The sequence below is a fragment of the Desulfoplanes sp. genome (assembly GCF_054921335.1).
Map to the genome: position 1 here is coordinate 1 of NZ_JBUDSQ010000033.1, position 18041 is coordinate 18041.

Here is an 18041-nt window from a genome sequence, read left to right on the forward strand (position 1 = left end):
TCTCTTAAATTTCTAAAATTTCTTAAATTTCTAAAATTTCTTAAATCTCTTAAATTTCTAAAATTTCTTAAATTTCTAAAATTTCTTAAATCTCTTAAATCTCTTAAATTTCTTAAATCTCTTAAATTTCTAAAATTTCTAAAATTTCTAAAATTTCTACCAATCATGCTCGACTACAAACTCCTCGAGGGACTGGCTGCCGTTGTTCAGGAACAGGGATTCGACAAGGCATCCAGGACCCTCCACCTGACCCAGTCGGCCATCTCCCATCGCATCAAGACCCTGGAAGAGCAGACCGGCCAGATTCTGCTCGTTAGGGGGACACCTCCCAAACCGACTCCTGCCGGGCAAAGGGTGCTCAAGCATTTCCGATTGGTTCAGAGTCTGGAGAATGATCTTGAAGAATCCCTCTCTCCCCATCCACGGGACGGGTTTGTCTCTCTGGTGCTCGGGGTCAATGCCGACAGTCTGGCCACCTGGTTTCTGCCCGCCATACGTCCCTTTCTGGACAGCGAGAGGATTCTGCTGGACCTGCTCATCGAGGACCAGGAAATCACCCACCGTCTCCTTGCCAACGGCGAAGTCATCGGGTGCATCACCTCCGAGGCAGAGCCTTCCCAGGGATGCACGGCCCATCCTCTGGGAACCATGACCTATAGACTGATGGCAACCCGGGAGTTCGTCGCAACCTGGTTCCCCGGCGGGCTGACCCGGGAGGCCGCCCCAAAGGCCCCTGCCGTGATCTTCAACCGCAGGGACGGACTCCACCACAGCATGCTGAGCGGCCTGTTCCCGGAGTTCGAGCAATCCTTTCCTGCCCATTACATTCCGTCCTCGGAACAATTCGTTCGGGTCATCACCCAGGGCCACGGATACGGGCTCATCCCGGACCTACAGCTCGGAGATATTCCGGGCAGGGAATGCCTCGAGGAATGCGCCCCGGGACATGCGCTGCCCATTCCGCTTTTCTGGCACACCTGGACCCGGCAGTCGGACCTGCTGGGCAGGTTCACAGCGGCTTTGGTGGAAAGTGGGGGGAGGTTGCTTGCTTCCCTAAAGTGAAAGCTACGGCAAAAAACTTTTGCCCTTGACTTTCATGCTCCTGCAAAGGATTAACTACTATTGATAAAAGGTAACCACGGAGGCTTCATGCAGATCATACCTACAGCCAACATGACCGTTGAAGAAAAAATTTTTGCCATGGAACAACTTTGGGATGAGTTGTGTCGAACTCCCGATTCTGTCCCCCCCCCCTCTTGGCATGTGAAAATCCTGCAAGCGCGCCAGCAAAAAATTGATCAAGGACAGGCAGAATTCCGTGACTGGGATGAAGTCAAGAAAAGTCTTCAGCAGAGTATCTTATGAAAATAAAGCTCCTAGCAGAAGCCGAACAGGATCTTCGGGATGGATTCCAGTTCTACCAGAGTCAGCAAGAAGGACTCGGGCATTATTTTTTGAACGCGCTCACGGCTGACATTGATTCCTTGGCTTTTTTTGCAGGAGTACACGAAAGAATAGCAGGATTTCACAGAGCACTCTCTCGCCGATTTCCTTTTGCAATCTACTACACCGTGGATACCGATATCGTAATTGTCAAAGCCATTCTGGATTGTCGAAGAAAACCAGCCTGGGTACGCCTAAAACTCTCCGAGTAATCATGCGAACAGTATTCTTTACCCCATAAAAAAAAGCCGTCATTCGACGGCTTTTTTTTATGCAAATCTGTTGGCAGAACTCCCGATCACCACCCCTTGCTTTCCAGGATCTCGTTGATCTTTTCCTCATTCTTCTTCTGAACGATGACCATTTTTTTATCCTTGGCAGCGGCAATCTTCTCGGTGAGAGCCTTGAGGTCGGCAGGTTTTTCCAGAAAATCAGTGGCCCCGATCTTCATGGCCTCAATCCCTTTTTCCACGGTGGCGTGGCCGGTGAGTAAAATAATCTGGGCCTCGGGGTGGCTCGCCTTGATCCCCTTCAGGGTCTCCAATCCGTCAATATCCGGAAGCTGGAGATCGAGAACGATGGCGTCATAGGAATCCGTATCCACCATCGCAAGGGCCTGCTGGCCGGTGGTCGCCGTGGCCACATCCATACCACGCACATGCATCCGTTCGGCCAAGGCGCTCAAAAAATCCTTTTCATCATCCACAAGCAAGACCTTTTCCTTGGACATAGTCTCTCCTTTTTTCATCTTCCTCGTTCACGTTGACCATGAACCGTGTATTTCAGGCAAAGCCCCTCGCTCTCCTGACCGGGATACGACCTGACGGCCCACCCCCTTTTTAAACACCCCGAAAACACACCTCGGTCATCGCATTGTCCCCGTCACTATTTTGGACAACCGCCCCAACTGCTGCGGCCAGGGACCGGACTGTCTTAGGAGTATGCTCCAAACCGGGCGTGATTGCAACGACGGGCCCCTGATCGCTTCCACCCACATGCAGGACCAAGGTCTGTCCGGTCGCAACAACGGCAAAAATCCCTTCAAGGCATTCCACAAGGAGCTGCGTGACAAGAAACGGCTGTGCCATGGTTGCCACGGGACCATCGGCCTCACAGGTGAGCACGATCCCCCGGTTGGTGGCGAACCGCTTGCACAGATCCACGACATAAGCGCACAGTTCGCCAAGATCGATGCGCTCGGCCACATTGTCGGGACTGTGGGCAAACCGGTTGAGCCGTTTGACAATGGTATCCATGCGCTGAACCTGCTCACCGATGGTCCGATTGATCCGCTCGACCCGGTCCGGCGACAATTCACGCCCCTGTTTTTGCAACATGAGCAGATCCTCATGCAGACCGTTCTGCTCATTGATCACGGCAAGACAATTCTTGATCTCATGGGAAATGCTCGCACACATCCTGCCAAAAAAGGCAAGGCCATCCTTTTGATCACATTCATGCCTTGGAATGTCCTGGGTGGTCATCTCTGACGGTCTCCTTGATCCTGCTTCTTCCCGGCCATGGCCTCTTCGAGCTTTTCCACCAGGGCCTCGAGTTGGAGGGGTTTCATGAGGTAGAAACACGCCCCCCCCTCACATCCCTGGCGAAAATCCGCCTCCGAGCCATGTCCGGTCAAAAAGATAAAACGCAATTCAGGGACCTTTTCCTTGAGCATACCCATGAGTTCGAGCCCGCTGATACGGGGCATCTTCACGTCCAATACAGCGATATCGAAATCCTTTGTCTGCGCCAGCTCCAAGGCCTTTTCCGCGGAGGTGGCCCACTCGGCACGAATCCCCCGAAAACCCAGCCGTTCGGCCAGGGTACTCACCAACTCTTCCTCATCATCCACCAAAAGTATATACACGCTCACTCTCCCGTACGGACCGGACAACCAGCGGTCCATTCCTGCTATTGAATACCCCCCCGCCTCTTCCCGTGGAATACGAGCCATTGCGTTCTATCGCTTGATGGGGAGCTCGATGGTGAACGTCGTCCCTTTTCCGAGTTCACTTTCCACGTGGATTCTCCCTCCGAGCTTTTCCACCAGACCATAGGTGATGGAAAGGCCGAGTCCTGTCCCGCCCTGTTTGGTCTTGGTGGAGAAAAAGGGGTCGAAAATACGTTTGATGTTTTCCCGGCTGATTCCCTTGCCGTTGTCCGCGATCATCACGGCCACGCGGTTCGTACCGATTTTTTGCAGCTCGACATTGATCCAGCCCCCATCGTCCACAGCGGCAAAGGCATTGTTGACGATGTTCAGGAAGACCTGCTGGAGCTGCCCCCGGTCACTCTGGATCTCGGGCAGATGGTCTCCGGCATGCAGGCCGATGTGGATATCCCGGTATTCGGCCTCCTTTTTCAGGAACTCGAGCACCTCTTCCATGAGATTGTTCATATCCAGGGATTCCACATGCACATCGATGTGCCGAGCGAATCCGAGGAGTCTATGGGTGATCGTACTGCACCGCTCCACAGAGGTGAGCACTGAATCGACCAGACCGATCAACCGGGGATCTTCCTTATAGTCCTTGGAATAGGTCAGCAGATCCTTGATCAGCCCGCTCTTCTCATTGATGATGGCCAGCGGATTGTTGATCTCGTGGGCCACCCCCGCGGCCAATCTGCCGATGGAGGCCATCTTGCCGGTGTGCTCGATCCGGCGCATGGCCGCGGACCGGGTCTTGTCGGCCAGATAGATCCGATTGACCAGAAAGGTGACCATCCAGAGGATGACGAAAAATATGACCACGACGCTGACCGCAAGAAAGATGAGCACCTCGTTCCTGAGCCTGTCCCATCCGTCGGCCGCTCCACCCTGCTCACGCAGGAGCATGAATATAAAGGGTGAATCCGGAATATAGGCATACCCGGTGACCCACTCCGGTGTCTGAAGGATCTTGGTGGTCGTGGAATACAGGGGCACCTGCACCCCGCTCGGTTCCAGCACCTGGCCGTGACTCCGCGAAGGCGTCTGGAGGATACCCTCCTTGTTGGAGATAAATGCGTCCCAACCGGGACGGATATCCAGATGCTCCACCAGATCGTAAAATTGGCTGGTGTCTATGGTCGCCCGCAGAATGAAGAAGGAGCCGTCCTCTTGCTGATGCTTGACCGCAATAATGAAATGGGGAACGTCCCGGAACCCCCGGAAGACGTCACTGATATAGATCCCCCGCACAACGACCTCCCCAAACCAGCTCTGCTCCTTGTAGTTCTTGTCCTGCAAGGGGTAGGGGCCGACGTAGGCCCGCTGGACGCCATGGACATCAATCACTCCGATGTCGATAAACCCGCCGAACGACTTTTTCAAGTGGACGAAAAGTTTACCCAGGTGGCGTCTGTCCGTGAGCTGGTCAAAAGAATTGTCCTCGACCAAAAAAGTCAAAGCGGATCGTCGTTCCTCGAGAAAAAAAGAGACACTCCGTTTGACATTGGAGACGAGGCGGGAGGCCGGATAGACCATCTCCGAATAAACGGTCTTCTGGTACTGATTGAGATTCATGACCGTCAGCAGCAGCAGGGGCAAGATGGAAACCGTGGTCATGCTGATGATGACCCACCACCAGACCCGCCGGTAGCTGAAAAGGCTCTGGGCGCCCTTTCCGGACTCTGTCTCCCTCCAAAACGGAGGAAGGAATCTGTGCATGAACTCGGCATTTTTTTTCATAATCCGCTGCTCACCACCTGAAATTAAGGGTCAATCCCACTCGCATCGGGCACGTCCCCGGCCGAACCATCTGCCTCTGGCAACGGCGGCCGGGGACATGGTGGACTCTTTCCTGCCCCAAACCTATTTTGGAGTCCGTGGTCGTTTGTGTAACCGATATCTGCCCGTAGCTATCCAGGTTCATTCCCAAATGGAAGGATCCCGGGGGTAAGAAATTCTAGAAATGACAGACGATTACCATACAGGCCTTTAATCGTTTACATTTCTTAACGCCTCCAATCTCTTAATCGTAATGAGCCGCGAGCAAGAAATCCTCGTATCAAGGCATCCGTACAATGCATGGCTGCCGGCCGGTTTTGGTTCACCCCTGTGCGTACTTGGCCTTGGCGGCCTTGAGGGTATCGGCCAACTTGTCGATATTAACCGGTTTCTCCAGATAGGCAAAGGCACCCATCTCCATGCACTTGGACCGGTCGGCGTCCGAGCCGTGCCCGGTAAGGATGATCACCTCGACCTTGGCATGTTCCTTTTTGATCCTGCGCAAAACCTCGTACCCGTCCACGCCGGGCATGCGCAGATCCAGGACCATGACCTCGGGCTCCTCGTCCTGGACGAATTCCAATGCCTGTTCCCCGTCATAGACCACATGCGACCCCATGTCCCGCATGAGCATACGCTCGGACAGGGTTTCCACGAACTCCCGTTCGTCATCCACGAGCAGGACCTTGGCCGGGGTCTCGAAATCATACCGTCTGTAGACATCGTTGCGGTAGAAATTGGGGCCGACCTTGGTATACACCTCTTTGACCCCATCGACGCCCGAAGCGATCTGCTTGAGCTCGTCCTCGAGCCGGGAGAGCATGATCACGTTCTTCTCGATGACAATGGTCACCACCCCCTGGTCCGCGGTCACCGTCATACTATGTCCGGCCGTGGCCAGCTCCAGTTCGACCCGGGCGGCCAGGACGAAATCGGTAACCGCCTGACGGCTCTTGTCCGTGGTCCGCAAAACATCGTTGGTCGCCGCCTTGGCAATGATGTCCACGCACTCGTCCCGTTCTTTCTTGTCCGTGGGAACGATGATGTCGTACAGCGATGAATCCCAGGGATCGTTATGGAAAAGATGCTCGGTCCAGAAGGAACAGCTTTCGTCGAACTTGAGGATGGCCTTTTGGGCCTCCTTCTCGTTCATCCCCGTGGCCTGGGCCACCTCGACCCGGGCCTGACGATCGGCGATCAGGCAGACCTTGAGTACATGGGAGATGGACTCCGGGATCAGATGTCCCAGGAATCCATAATAGACGACGTTCTCCCTGGCCAGGTCGCTGGCCATCACGGATTTGAGATAGGCCACGCAACGGGCCTTTTCATGGGTGAACTTATCAAAGGCCGAGGGTTTTTCGTACACGGCCCGGGCAATCTTGTTCTCGGCGATATTGAACCGTTCACTGGCCTTGGCGATCAGATCCTGGTCATGGACCATTTCATAGCCCAGGGTATCGGCCACACGGGTGCCGATTTCCTTGGAATGGACAAAATTGCCGTGGAATATCGTTATCGAAGGCATGAGAATCCTCCCTTTGGAAGAATGGGTTTGCACAACCTTGTCTGGATCGGCCGGTACCGGTGCGGGATACGTCCCGCATTATATCCGGCGCCGGGGAATACGATCCGTGCCTGTCAGACCGTTTTGGCCTAATTGTCTTCGTTTTTGGGTACATAGCTCATCAGAGGGCACCCACAGTCGTTCTCGTCCTGGGGATGGACCGAGTTGTACAGACCTTTGATGGCCCCTTCAAGCGTGGGATAGATATTTTCCTCGCCGATCTTTTCCAGGAGATGGGTCCGTCGCATGACGTCGAGAACCCGTTCCTTGACCCCGGAAAAGGAGATGCCCCGGCCCGTGCTCCTGACACGTTCCACAAGGAGGGACAAGGCCTCCTCGCCCGAGGCGTCCATCTCGTTGATCCCGCTGGCAGCTATGTGGATATGCTTGAGATCGGGCACGGAACGCATGATGTCAGTGACCTGGTCTTCGAGATAACTGGCGTTGGCGAAAAAAAGCGGCCCATCGAACCGTATGGTGGCGATATACTTACATTCGTTGAGAACCGAGGTGTCCACGCACTGGAGGGAGGAATCCTTGTCCATGGCCAGCTTGGCCACCTTGGGCCGCATGCTCTTGTACAGGAACACGCCCAGGGAGAGGACCACACCGATCATGATCCCCTTGTCCAGATGCGGGGCAAAGGCCAGGGTGCACAGAAAGGTGAATATGGAGATGGCCCCGTCATACCATTGTGCCTTCCAGGCGTGAACGAAACCCGAGACGTTGACCAGCCCGATGACGGCCATCATGATGACCGCAGCCAGCACGGCCTGGGGCAGGTGGTAGAGCAACGGGGTAAAGAAGAGCAGGGCGATGACCACGGTCAGACTGGTGACCACGCTGGAAAACCCGGTCACGGCCCCGGCCTGGAGGTTGACGGCCGACCTGGAAAACGATCCCGAGGCCGGATAACTCTTGCCGAATGCCCCGATGATATTGGCCAGTCCCTGACCGATGAGTTCCTGGTTGGGATCGAGACGCTGACCGGTCTTGGCGGCCATGGCCTTGGCAATGGAGATGGCCTCCATGAACCCGAGCAGGGAGATGATGGCCGCAAAGGGAAGCAGGGTCAGGATGGTACCGATGGAGACGGAAGGAATACTGATGGTCGGCAGTCCGCTGGGCACCACGCCCACGACCGCACCACCGCCGGTGAACTGCAATCCGTCGGCGGGAAGTTCGGTATTCTTGATCCTGATCCTCCAGGTGCGACCGTCGCTTTCCATACCGGCAGGAAGCTGTCCCTGAGGGTAGAAGAGCATGGCTCCATCTGCCTGCTCAACACCGGCAAACAGCTGGTTACGGATCTCCTCCCGGTAAAGATGAGCCGCTGATTTGGCCATCTCGATCTTGGCGCTCACGATGTCGATATCGTGCTGCTTGTCCAGATAGTCGATGGAGCGTTCGTTACTCTGCTCCTTGATGGCGGTCAGTTCCCCGGTGAGTTTGGCCCGCTCTTCCCCATAATGAACATTATCCACGACGGCATTGTTGAAGGCGGCAATGTTGTTACGCACTTCAGGGGAGACGACCTGATCGAGACTGCCCGTGTAGTTATGCTGAAAACTGAGTGCCCACGAGAGCAGTGTCGTCACGACCACGGCCACGAGCACATTGGGGATCCTGGGATTGATCTTCTTGAGCCCGTACATGATCCCGAAGGCCAAAACGGCCATGCCCAGTGTGGGCCAATGGGTGTAGTGGACCGCGGCCTTGCACACCCGCCAGATGGTCTCGTAATGGTGCGAGGCCTTGTCCACATACACGCCGAAAAGTTTGGAAAACTGGGACGTGGCAATGATGATGGCCGCGGCGTTGGTGAACCCGTTGACCACCGGGTGGGAGAGAAAGTTGACCACCAGGCCGAGCCTGAGCACTCCGAGGAGGAGCTGGAAGAACCCGACACTCAGGGCCAGAAGAATGGCATAGGCGACAAAGGCCTCGCTGCCCGCCGTTGCCAACGGCTCAAGGGAGGCCGCGGTCATCAGGGAGACAACGGCCACCGGGCCCGTTGCCAACTGTCGGCTCGAACCGAACAAGGCCGCGATCATCGGGGGCAAAAAGGAAGCGTACAACCCGTAGTATGCCGGCAATCCGGCCAGCTGGGCATAGGCCATTGACTGGGGGATGAGCACCAGGGCCACGGTCAAACCGGCAACCATGTCCAGCTTGAACTTGCCCATGGAATAGCCCTTGAACCAGTCCATAAAAGGAAAAACTTTGGATACGACAGCAATCATACCTGCACCTCGTCACAACTGTTGGTTAAAATTTTCTTGCACGCCTGCAAAATGTCAAAATACAGGGAATGCACAGGAAAAATGTTCTCAACATCGAACCGCAACAAGCCGTTGAGCATCCCGAAAATGATGACCGCGGTCTTGGACGCGGAAACATCGGCAATGGACCCATCCTCCTTGCCGATGACGATCCCCTCGCTCATTGCGCTCAAGAAACAATTGTAGATGGTTTCAACCGTTGTCCGACAGGCATGGTTCACCGAAGCCAGTTCATAGGGATGACTCCGGTGGAGCAGGGAGAGCTCCAGCCCCCATTCCTCGGACAGATAAAAATACACATTGATGACACCCTCGACCATTTCCAGTCCCGAGTCGAAGTGTCGATTGTTGATCTGTTCATCCACTTCGTTGATAATCAGACCCTTGGCCCTGTTCAGGGCACACAAAAAAACATCCTCCTTGTTTTTAAAATGATGAAAGATGGTTCCTTCCGCTGCCCCTGAATGTTTGGCGATTACCGAAATGGAGGTATTCTTGAATCCATTGGTGGCAAAAAGCTGGGTCGCGGTTTCCAGAATGGTCTGCTTGAGTGACATGCTTTCTCCTTGAAAAATCCCGAGTGAGCGCTCGGTCGGGTTCTTTCTTGTGCGTAAACGAACAAGCGTGTCAAGTTTTTTTTACCGTCCGCGGCCGATATCCTCCGGACGGATCAGGGACATCGTTTGCAAAAAAAGGAAAAACCCCCTAGAAAAAATCCAAAAAGACAGGCTTGTTGAAGACGGGTACACGGCAATTGCCGCCACCTTGCCCCCCCTTGACAAGACCATGGTTAGAGCACACAGAGCGATGACGGACCGTTGCACCGACCACAGCACACGAGGATTGTATGCCCCCAGAACGGATCAGCCCCATAAAGGCCATCCGCAAGACCTGTCTCCTTTGCCAGGGTGGTAGCAGAAAATTCGTTGCCGAGTGTCCTGACGAAACCTGCCCCTTGTATCCCTTCCGTTTCGGCACCCGGCCACAGGGTCCCAGGGCCAACCTGCTCAAGGTGATCAGAAAATTTTGTCTGCGCTGCGCGGGATCGGCAAAGGCGGCCAATGCATGCACCGCGGGGAAAAGAGTGGAGAGCATGGCCCCGTGCTGGCTCCATCCCTACCGGAAAGGCAAGATGCCCGCGAAAAAACGGGCCCGCCGCAAGACGGCACGCAAGCCCGCCCGCCGCCAAAGGAAACCCGAACGCGAGCTCGCCCTCCCCTTTTGACCCCGTTTTCTTGCCCGGTCACACGGTCGCCTTCCGCGATCCGTTCATCCGGGCGCGGTCCGGAACCCCGGATCTTTTTGGGGGGCGTTGCGGGACAAGTTTGGGGTGTGGAACCACCATTTTACATATCGACCGCCACAAAAAACGCCCCGTAACCGGGGCGTTTTTTGTGGCGGTCGATATGTCTCCAGGCGGAAAAAAGCGGACTGCAGGGCTCGGTCACCCGTCAGGACCAGCGGCCATGTAGTCGGCCAGAGAGGCGCCGGTCATGGGCTTGTCCATTGTTCGGCACCACAGTGCGAACCTACCGGCCTGCACATCCACCCTGCTCGTCCTGATGCCGGCCCGATGGATGGACGCCATGGAGGCCTTGGTCTCCTTGCGCCATTGGGCATAGGTCCTTCCTCCGAACACCGCCCCATCAGTCTTTCTGTCCAGGGCGGTCCACTGGGTCCTTGAAAACCAGGGGATCCTGATGACAAGGTCGTCCAAGGTGGGGGAACAACCGGGAACGGTCCCGGAACCGGCAGGGTTTACACGCATACCATTGCCCCTAGTCGTCGGAAAAAAGCGGTGGGTACAACGAGACATACCGATCCCCCAGGGCATAGGTCTGCGCGAGGATCTTCAATCGATACAGGGTGGCCTGGCTAACCACATGCCCTTTGGTTATGAGCACATGTCCGCCGCCCTTGACGCTCAGGTCCTCCGCAAAAATCCATCCTTCCTGCAGATCCTCCAATTTGAGCGCCCGCACCCCCTGTTTGCGGGAAGAAGTGACCAACCGACAAAATCGCTCCAGGACCTCAGGATGATAGAGTTCCGCATTCTTGTACATGAAATCCACAGCATCCTTCGTAAGCAGATCCTGTTGTTTCAGGGCATCGAAATCGAGACAGATCCTGAGCATGTACGCCCCAACGGGAACGTCCTTGTCAGCCTGGTAGTCCTCCTGCTGCAGCCGGATCATTGCGATGATCTTTTCGAGTCTGGGGATGTCCGAAAGGAGCCACGCGGCCGCCTCAGGATGGTTTTCGATGGCCAGGGCCTCTTCGGGGACCATGTCCTTGTCCCCCATCTGGGCGGTTGGCCCCATCGAGCTCACAGAAACCCATCCGATCTGGGAGAGCAGGGCCGCCAGCTCGTACTGCCAGACCCCGTGCAGCCCCATTTCTCTGGCAAGGGTGATCATCTGCCCGCGGATACGCTCCCCCTTGCCAAAGGCGGCCGGATCGACCAGGGAGAGTATATTGGAAAGGACCCTGATGGTTCCCCGCAATGTTCCCTTGAGTACCTCCTTTTCAGCCCGGATCAACCGGTACTGGGCAATCCCGGCCTCCAGATTGGCAATCAGGGTCTCCTTGGGACAGGGCTTGTTCATGAACCGAAAGATCCGCCCCCTGTTCACCGCACCGATGGCCGATTCAAGATCGGCATATCCGGTCAGAAGCATGCGCACGGTTTCATCGGAAACCTTCCTGACCTGCTCCAGAAAATCGATCCCATCGGCCCCGGGCATCTTCAAGTCCGTGACCACAACGGCATAGGGCCCCTCCGTCTTGATTTTCCTCAACCCCTCGATGGGCCCCTGGGCTATGTCCACGGCAAATCGCTTACGCAGGACCAACTTGATCCCACGCAAGAGATTTGGTTCATCGTCGACAAAAAGTATTTTCTCGTTCATTATCTTGTTCGCCTCTTGCGGTCCGGACTACATTGTCTTTGGCACATGGATACTATGTCCTTCAATGTATAATGGCAAGAAATGTATCGTTTGCCCATCTTTTAGGGATCCCCCTTGGCCAGGGGCCTGGACCACAGGCCCGAGAATACGGAATGTGAAAATTTTCTTTTTCTAGACGATCTCCGGCTTGCCCTATATCCGACAATGGCTTTATTTTAGCAAAGGAGCACTCCCCAATGACCCTGTCCACCCTCTTTTGGATCGCCTTCGGCCTGTTCGTCGTGGGCATTGTCCATACCATTGTACGCTGGTTCATCCCCTCCTTTCTTGGAATCCCTTCCCCGCATGGCCCAGGAGCCCGTTTGGCCGCAGTCATCCGCGGGAGCGCACAAACGATCGCCCCCCCCAAACTCTTTGCCCTGGGCAAGGCCATTGTGATGGACACCATCCTGCTGCGTCCACTTTTCAGGGCCGGAAAACTCCGCTGGGCAACCCACCAACTCATCTTTGTCGGATTTGTCCTGTTGGCGGTGTTCCATGCCCTGGGCACAGTAGTCACCGAGAACCTCTTCCCGGACTACCAATCCACGCTGAACCCGTTTCTGGTCGGTCGAGAAATCCTTGGTGTCATGGTCCTCGCCGGGGTCGCCATAGCGGTCTACAGACGGTTCCTCCGCAAGGAACATCTCCTATACTCCAACCATCACGATGTCCTGGCGCTGGTCCTTCTAGCCACGATCATCCTTTCGGGCATAGCACTGGAAGGGATGAAGATGGCCTCGTACACGGAATTCACGGACATGGTCGAAGAGTACTCGCTCATCGACATCCAGGAGGATCCCAAGGAATTCAACGCTCTAACAGCCTATTGGACAAGGGACTCCGCCCTGGCCCCCCCCCATCCCGTCCAGATATCGGAGGAGCTCGTCCAGCGGGGTAAGACGGTCCATGGGGAATACTGCGCCTACTGCCACGCTCCCAATGCATGGGGGTTTGCCGGATACGCCACGGCCAGGATCATAGCCCCCATCGCCCCTGCCATGGACCGCATGGGGATGGTCTCCGTCCTATGGTATGTCCACATCCTTTCCTGCCTCCTCGGACTGGCAACACTCCCGTTCACAAAATTTCTACACATCCTGACCACGCCCCTGAGCCTGATAACCAGGGCGGTCATGGGACCGGACAGTCACCCTGCGGCCGTGGCCGTCCGTCAGGCAATGGGGCCGTCCGCCTGCACCCATTGCGGGGTCTGCAGCCAGCATTGTTCCGCCATGGTCGCGGCCGGAACACTGAACAACCCCCTTATTCTGCCCGGAGAAAAAATGCAGTACCTCAAGGGGCTTTCCCCGTCGGAACGCCCCGCGTCCCGGGTGGAGAAACAGCTCGCCGAGGGCATTTTCGTCTGCACCAGTTGCCAACGGTGTCTCGATCTCTGTCCTTCGGGGATAGACATGGCGACGTTATGGATGGACATGCGTAAACACCTTCTTGGCTCCGGCCCCTCCCCCCTGGCCCTGCTCTCCCCGCTGGCCTATGTACCTGCCCTGCAGCAAGATCCGGTGCTCCAACAATCCATGGGCAAAGGATCCCTTGCCAGTCTTGAACGTGTCCAAAAGGATTTCGAAGAACTCATGGAACCGGAAACCCCGCTCCTCCTCGAGGAACACGAAGACCCGGACGCGGCAAGCCTATCCAGGAACAAGACGTTTTCCTATTGCTTCGTGTGCCAAAACTGCACAACCATCTGCCCGGTGGTGGCATCCTACGAACATCCCCAAAAAGAATTGGGCATGCTCCCCCACCAGATCATGTGCTCGCTGGGTCTGGGACTCACGGAGATGTGTTCCAAATCGGCCATGATATGGAAATGCACCACCTGCTACCAGTGCCAAGAGCATTGCCCCCAGGATGTGCGCATCGTCGACCTGTTCTACCGTCTCAAGCACGCGGCCGTAAAAAATGCCGAATCCGACAAAAAACCGGTCCGCATCAAGCTGGACTGAGGCCGGATAGCAGATCAAACGCATTGTGCGCTGCGAAATATACCCCCTACATCCGTACCAGGATTTTTTGCCATGAACCAATACGCTCTCTTTCTCGGTTGCCAGATCCCCGCCCGTGTCCGGGGGTATGAACGATCGGCCCGCACGGTCCTGAACAAACTCGGACTGCCGGTCATGGACATCCCCGGATTCACCTGCTGCGGCTATCCGCTGCGCAACCTGAACCGGATCGCCTTCCTGGCCTCGGCCGCCAGAAATCTGGCCCTGGCCGAAGCCCAGGACCGTGATATTCTCACCCTGTGCATGTGCTGCTTTGGAACCCTGAAAAAGGCCGAACAATTCATGGATGAAGACCAAGAGCTCAAGGAGCAGGTCAACGCGGTGCTGGCCGAGGAAGGCCTGTTTTATGGAGGCAAGGCCCGCATCCGCCATGTGTTCAATGTCCTCTATCAAGAGGTCGGGATCGACACCATTGCCCAGGCCATGACCGTTCCTGTTGCACCGGTCAAACTGGCCATCCACTATGGGTGCCATGCCCTGCGTCCGGGCGACATCACCCTGTTCGACGACTCCATCGCCCCCTCGATCCTCGAAGAAATGGCCCAGACCACGGGGGGTGTCCCCCTCAAGTGGGACACCAAGTACGATTGCTGCGGGGCCCCCCTGCTCGGGATCGACAATGGTCTTTCCTTTGACCTGGCCCGCAAGAAACTGGACATGGCCGAGCAGCATGGTGCCGACTACCTGTGCACCGGATGCCCTTATTGCCACCTCCAGTTCAGCAATGTGCCTCCCGCGGAAAAGACGTCCGGCCCCACCCCCATCCTCCTGACCCAGATCATGGGCCTGGCCATGGGGGCAACGCCCGAGGAACTCGGCCTCGGACCCGGATTCACCCTGGCCGCAACCGGCATAGAATGACCGTCCGCGCTCCCAGATGTACCAATCCCCGGGATACCCCCACGACCCACCAACCTGATCGGATCCCTAAAATCTCTTAACGCTCTCACATCTTTTACGTCTCTCAAATTTCTTAAATTTCTAACCATTTCTAAAATCACCCCAATCGGAGTTTTTCCCATGGCGGACAATATGATCGGCGCAGTCGTGGTCGTCGGTGGCGGGATCACCGGCATACAGGCCTCCCTAGATCTGGCGGATGCCGGATATTATGTCTATCTGGTGGAGCGGTCCAGTTCCATTGGCGGAATGATGTCCCAGCTGGACAAGACATTCCCGACCAATGACTGCGCCATGTGAATTATCTCCCCCAAACTGGTCGAGGTCGGCCGGCACATCAATATCGAACTCCTGACCCTGTCGGAAATCACAGCGGTTGACGGCAAGGAAGGCAATTTCACGGTCAGCGTGCTCCAGCATCCCAGATACGTGGATACGGACAAGTGCATCGCCTGCGGGCTGTGCGCTGAAAAGTGTCCCAAAAAGGTTCCGGACGAATACGATGGCGGGCTCTCCAAACGCAAAGCCATCTATCTCAAGTACGCCCAGGCCGTGCCCCTGAAGTACGCCATAGACGACACCCAGTGCATCTACCTGACCAAGGGAAAATGCGGCAATTGCGCCAAGATCTGTCCCCAGAATGCCATCGACTACACCCAGACCGCCCAAACCCTCCGGCTGAACGTGGGTGCCGTGGTCCTGGCCGAGGGGTGTTCCGCCTTTGATCCGGCCAAACACGATATCTACGGGTACACCCGTTCTCCGAACATTCTGACAAACATGGAGTTTGAGCGGCTCCTGTCCGCATCCGGCCCCACGGACGGGCATCTGGTCCGGCCTTCCGACAAAAAAACTCCCAAGAAAATCGCATGGCTCCAATGCGTGGGTTCCAGAGACCGGCACAAGGGGGCCAACGGGTACTGCTCCGCGGTCTGCTGCACAGCGGCCATCAAGGAGGCCATGCTGGCCAAGGAACATTGCACCGACTTTCTGGACACGGCCATCTTCTATCTGGATATCCGGGCCAACGGGAAAAATTTCGAGCAGTATTTCAACCGGGCCAAGGACGATGCCGGGGTCCGGTTCATCAAGTCCAAGATCTCGGAGATCGCGCCCCTGGACGAGAACAACCGCCACGCCATCCGGTACGTGGATGAGGCAGGGGAGATTGCAGAGGAGCATTTCGACATTGTGGTCCTCTCCGTGGGCCTGAGCGCCAATGCCAAGAACGCGGACATGGCCGAAAAAATGGGCCTGGACCTGAACCAGTACCGGTTCGTGTCCACCTCATCCTTTGCACCCGTTCAGACATCGAGGCCGGGGATCTACGTGTGCGGTTCGTTCCAGGCCCCCAAGGACATCCCCTCATCGGTCATCGACTCCAGCGCGGCGGCAGGCGCCGTGGGCAGCAGGCTCGCTCCGGCCCGGTTCACCAAAAGCAGGATCCGGGAAGAACCGACCATCCGAGAAACCCGGGGGGAGCCCGTCCGCATCGGTGTGTTTCTGTGCCGCTGCGGCACGAACATCGCCGGCGTGGTCGGCATGGACCGGCTGGAAGAGGCTACCAAGGCGCTTCCCGGGGTGGTCTATGTGGGCACGAACATGTTCTCCTGCTCCCAGGACACCCAGGAAAACATCGCCACGATGATCCGGGAAAAAGGCATCAACCGGGTCGTTGTCGCGGCCTGCACCCCCAAGACCCACGAACCCCTGTTCCAGGAAACCCTTATCAATGCGGGGATCAACAAGTATCTCTTCGAGATGGCCAACATCCGCAACCAGTGCTCCTGGGTACACAAGGCCGCCCCCGGGGCGGCCACGGACAAGGCCATCGACCTCGTGCGCATGGCCGTGGCCAAGGTCGCGTTGCAGGAATCCCTGGACGAACCCCAGCTGGCCATCGGTCAGTCAGCCCTGGTCATCGGCGGCGGGGTTGCCGGGCTGGAGGCGGCCAAGAATCTCGGGGACCAGGGGTTCGCGACCTACCTGGTGGAACGGTCCGACCGTCTCGGAGGAAAGGCCTGGTTCCTCCAGCACACCTGGCGTAAGGAAGACGTGCACGCCTATCTTCGAGCGACCATCGAGGCCGTTGAGAACCATCCAAAAATCACGGTTCTCAAAAACACACAGATCACCAACGCCTCCGGATTCGTGGGCAATTTCACCACGGCCATCAACACGGCCGGAGCCGTCAGCGAGCTGAGCCACGGGGTGACCATCCTCGCCACGGGTGCCGAAGAGCTCAAGCCGGACATGTACCTGTACGGCGACGATCCCCGGGTCCTGACCCGTTTGGATCTGCACAAAAAGTTCATCGACGACGAGGAATCCCTGGCCAAGACGAACACGGCCGTGCTCATCCAGTGCGTGGGCTCGCGCATCCCCTCGCGCCCCTATTGCTCTAAACTCTGCTGTACCCAGACCATCAAAAGCGCCCTGCGCCTCCGGGAACTCAACCCGGACATGAACATCTATGTCCTGTACCGAGACATGCGCCCCTACGGGTTTCAGGAAGACATCTTCCGCCAGGCCCGGGAAAGCGGCATCCACTTCATCCGGTACTGCTTCGAAAAACCCCTCTCGGTCACCCGGGCGGACAGCTCACTGCGGATCGATTTCAGCGATTGCGTGCTCAGACGAAAACTGCGCATCCAACCGGACCTCCTCGTCCTGGCCACGGCCATTGTCCCGGAAAAGAAAAACGTTCTGGCCAACATGTACAAGGTCGGCCAGGACGAATACGGATTTTTCTCCGAGGCCCATGTCAAACTACGGCCTGTGGATTTTGCCACCGAAGGTGTATTTGTCTGCGGATTGGCCCATGCGCCCAAACCCATTGACGAATCCATTGCCCAGGCCCAGGCAGCCGCAGCCCGGGCCGTGACCCTGCTGGCTGCCAAGGAGATCCACAGCTCGGGCAGCGTGGCCCAGGTGAGTCCGGCCTATTGCGTTCGTTGCGGGGTCTGCGTGGCGGTCTGCCCCTACAACGCCCCCATGCTCGACGCCCAGTCCGGCAAGGCGGTCATCCAACCATCCCTGTGCAAGGGGTGCGGTCTGTGCACGGCGGCCTGCCGTTCCGGGGCCATCCAACTCAAGGGGTTCACCGGACCGGAGATCATGGCCGAGATCAACGCGTTCATGGATCTCTGAGCCATTGCCTGCCGT

The 18041-nt window shown here is 56.6% G+C and carries 16 protein-coding genes; 7 read left to right on the forward strand and 9 right to left on the reverse strand.

Features of this window, described 5'->3' with window-relative positions; genetic code table 11:
• Nucleotides 1–165 precede the first annotated feature (165 nt).
• From ACY692_RS08675 to ACY692_RS08685, 3 genes are all read left to right on the forward strand, one after another.
• Nucleotides 166–1062, forward strand: a complete 897-nt coding sequence (locus ACY692_RS08675) for a LysR family transcriptional regulator ArgP (RefSeq protein WP_462324959.1) — start codon at nt 166–168, stop codon at nt 1060–1062.
• A gap of 87 nt (nt 1063–1149) precedes the next feature.
• On the forward strand, nt 1150–1365 hold the full coding sequence (locus ACY692_RS08680) for an addiction module protein (RefSeq protein ID WP_462324960.1): 216 nt from the start codon (nt 1150–1152) through the stop codon (nt 1363–1365).
• On the forward strand, nt 1362–1655 hold the full coding sequence (locus ACY692_RS08685) for a hypothetical protein (RefSeq protein ID WP_462324961.1): 294 nt from the start codon (nt 1362–1364) through the stop codon (nt 1653–1655). The genes ACY692_RS08680 and ACY692_RS08685 overlap by 4 nt, the downstream gene beginning before the upstream one ends.
• Before the next feature lie 86 nt (nt 1656–1741).
• Here ACY692_RS08685 and ACY692_RS08690 read toward each other — a convergent pair whose 3' ends face one another.
• The 7 genes from ACY692_RS08690 to ACY692_RS08720 all read right to left on the reverse strand — a co-directional run bounded on the left by ACY692_RS08690 (nt 1742) and on the right by ACY692_RS08720 (nt 9558).
• Nucleotides 1742–2173 (reverse strand): response regulator, encoded by a 432-nt coding sequence (locus ACY692_RS08690; RefSeq protein ID WP_462324962.1) that lies wholly within the window; start codon nt 2171–2173, stop codon nt 1742–1744.
• A gap of 109 nt (nt 2174–2282) precedes the next feature.
• Nucleotides 2283–2927: a hypothetical protein gene (locus ACY692_RS08695; RefSeq protein ID WP_462324963.1), complete on the reverse strand. Its 645-nt coding sequence runs from the start codon at nt 2925–2927 to the stop codon at nt 2283–2285.
• The gene (locus ACY692_RS08700) at nt 2924–3310 is read right to left on the reverse strand and encodes a response regulator (protein WP_462324964.1); all 387 of its coding nucleotides are present in this window, start codon (nt 3308–3310) and stop codon (nt 2924–2926) included. Before ACY692_RS08700 ends, ACY692_RS08695 begins: the two co-directional genes overlap by 4 nt.
• A gap of 93 nt (nt 3311–3403) precedes the next feature.
• Nucleotides 3404–5113, reverse strand: coding sequence for a sensor histidine kinase (locus ACY692_RS08705; RefSeq protein WP_462324965.1), 1710 nt, complete (start codon nt 5111–5113; stop codon nt 3404–3406).
• 361 nt (nt 5114–5474) lie between these two features.
• Nucleotides 5475–6680: a cytidylate kinase-like family protein gene (locus tag ACY692_RS08710; RefSeq protein WP_462324966.1), complete on the reverse strand. Its 1206-nt coding sequence runs from the start codon at nt 6678–6680 to the stop codon at nt 5475–5477.
• 128 nt (nt 6681–6808) lie between these two features.
• Entirely contained in the window at nt 6809–8962 is a 2154-nt protein-coding gene (locus tag ACY692_RS08715; protein ID WP_462324967.1) for a SulP family inorganic anion transporter, read from the reverse strand.
• Entirely contained in the window at nt 8959–9558 is a 600-nt protein-coding gene (locus ACY692_RS08720; protein WP_462324968.1) for a TetR/AcrR family transcriptional regulator, read from the reverse strand. Before ACY692_RS08720 ends, ACY692_RS08715 begins: the two co-directional genes overlap by 4 nt.
• 290 nt (nt 9559–9848) lie before the next feature.
• On the opposite strand from ACY692_RS08720, the gene ACY692_RS08725 reads away from it, so the two are divergent.
• Nucleotides 9849–10226 carry a hypothetical protein gene (locus ACY692_RS08725; protein ID WP_462324969.1) on the forward strand — a complete coding sequence of 126 codons (378 nt, stop codon included), beginning with the start codon at nt 9849–9851 and terminating at the stop codon, nt 10224–10226.
• Between the two features lie 219 nt (nt 10227–10445).
• Here ACY692_RS08725 and ACY692_RS08730 read toward each other — a convergent pair whose 3' ends face one another.
• Together ACY692_RS08730 and ACY692_RS08735 are read right to left on the reverse strand one after the other, a co-directional pair.
• The gene (locus ACY692_RS08730; protein WP_462324970.1) at nt 10446–10769 is read right to left on the reverse strand and encodes a hypothetical protein; all 324 of its coding nucleotides are present in this window, start codon (nt 10767–10769) and stop codon (nt 10446–10448) included.
• Between the two features lie 10 nt (nt 10770–10779).
• On the reverse strand, nt 10780–11910 hold the full coding sequence (locus tag ACY692_RS08735) for an HD domain-containing phosphohydrolase (RefSeq protein WP_462324971.1): 1131 nt from the start codon (nt 11908–11910) through the stop codon (nt 10780–10782).
• A 236-nt stretch (nt 11911–12146) separates the two neighbouring features.
• Between ACY692_RS08735 and ACY692_RS08740 the strand changes: the two genes are divergently transcribed.
• The 3 genes from ACY692_RS08740 to ACY692_RS08750 all read left to right on the forward strand — a co-directional run bounded on the left by ACY692_RS08740 (nt 12147) and on the right by ACY692_RS08750 (nt 18026).
• Nucleotides 12147–13916, forward strand: coding sequence for a 4Fe-4S dicluster domain-containing protein (locus ACY692_RS08740; protein ID WP_462324972.1), 1770 nt, complete (start codon nt 12147–12149; stop codon nt 13914–13916).
• Between the two features lie 72 nt (nt 13917–13988).
• Entirely contained in the window at nt 13989–14837 is an 849-nt protein-coding gene (locus ACY692_RS08745) for a CoB--CoM heterodisulfide reductase iron-sulfur subunit B family protein (RefSeq protein WP_462324973.1), read from the forward strand.
• Nucleotides 14838–14996: 159 nt separating this feature from the next.
• Nucleotides 14997–18026, forward strand: a complete 3030-nt coding sequence (locus ACY692_RS08750; RefSeq protein ID WP_462324974.1) for an FAD-dependent oxidoreductase — start codon at nt 14997–14999, stop codon at nt 18024–18026.
• Nucleotides 18027–18041 lie beyond the last annotated feature (15 nt).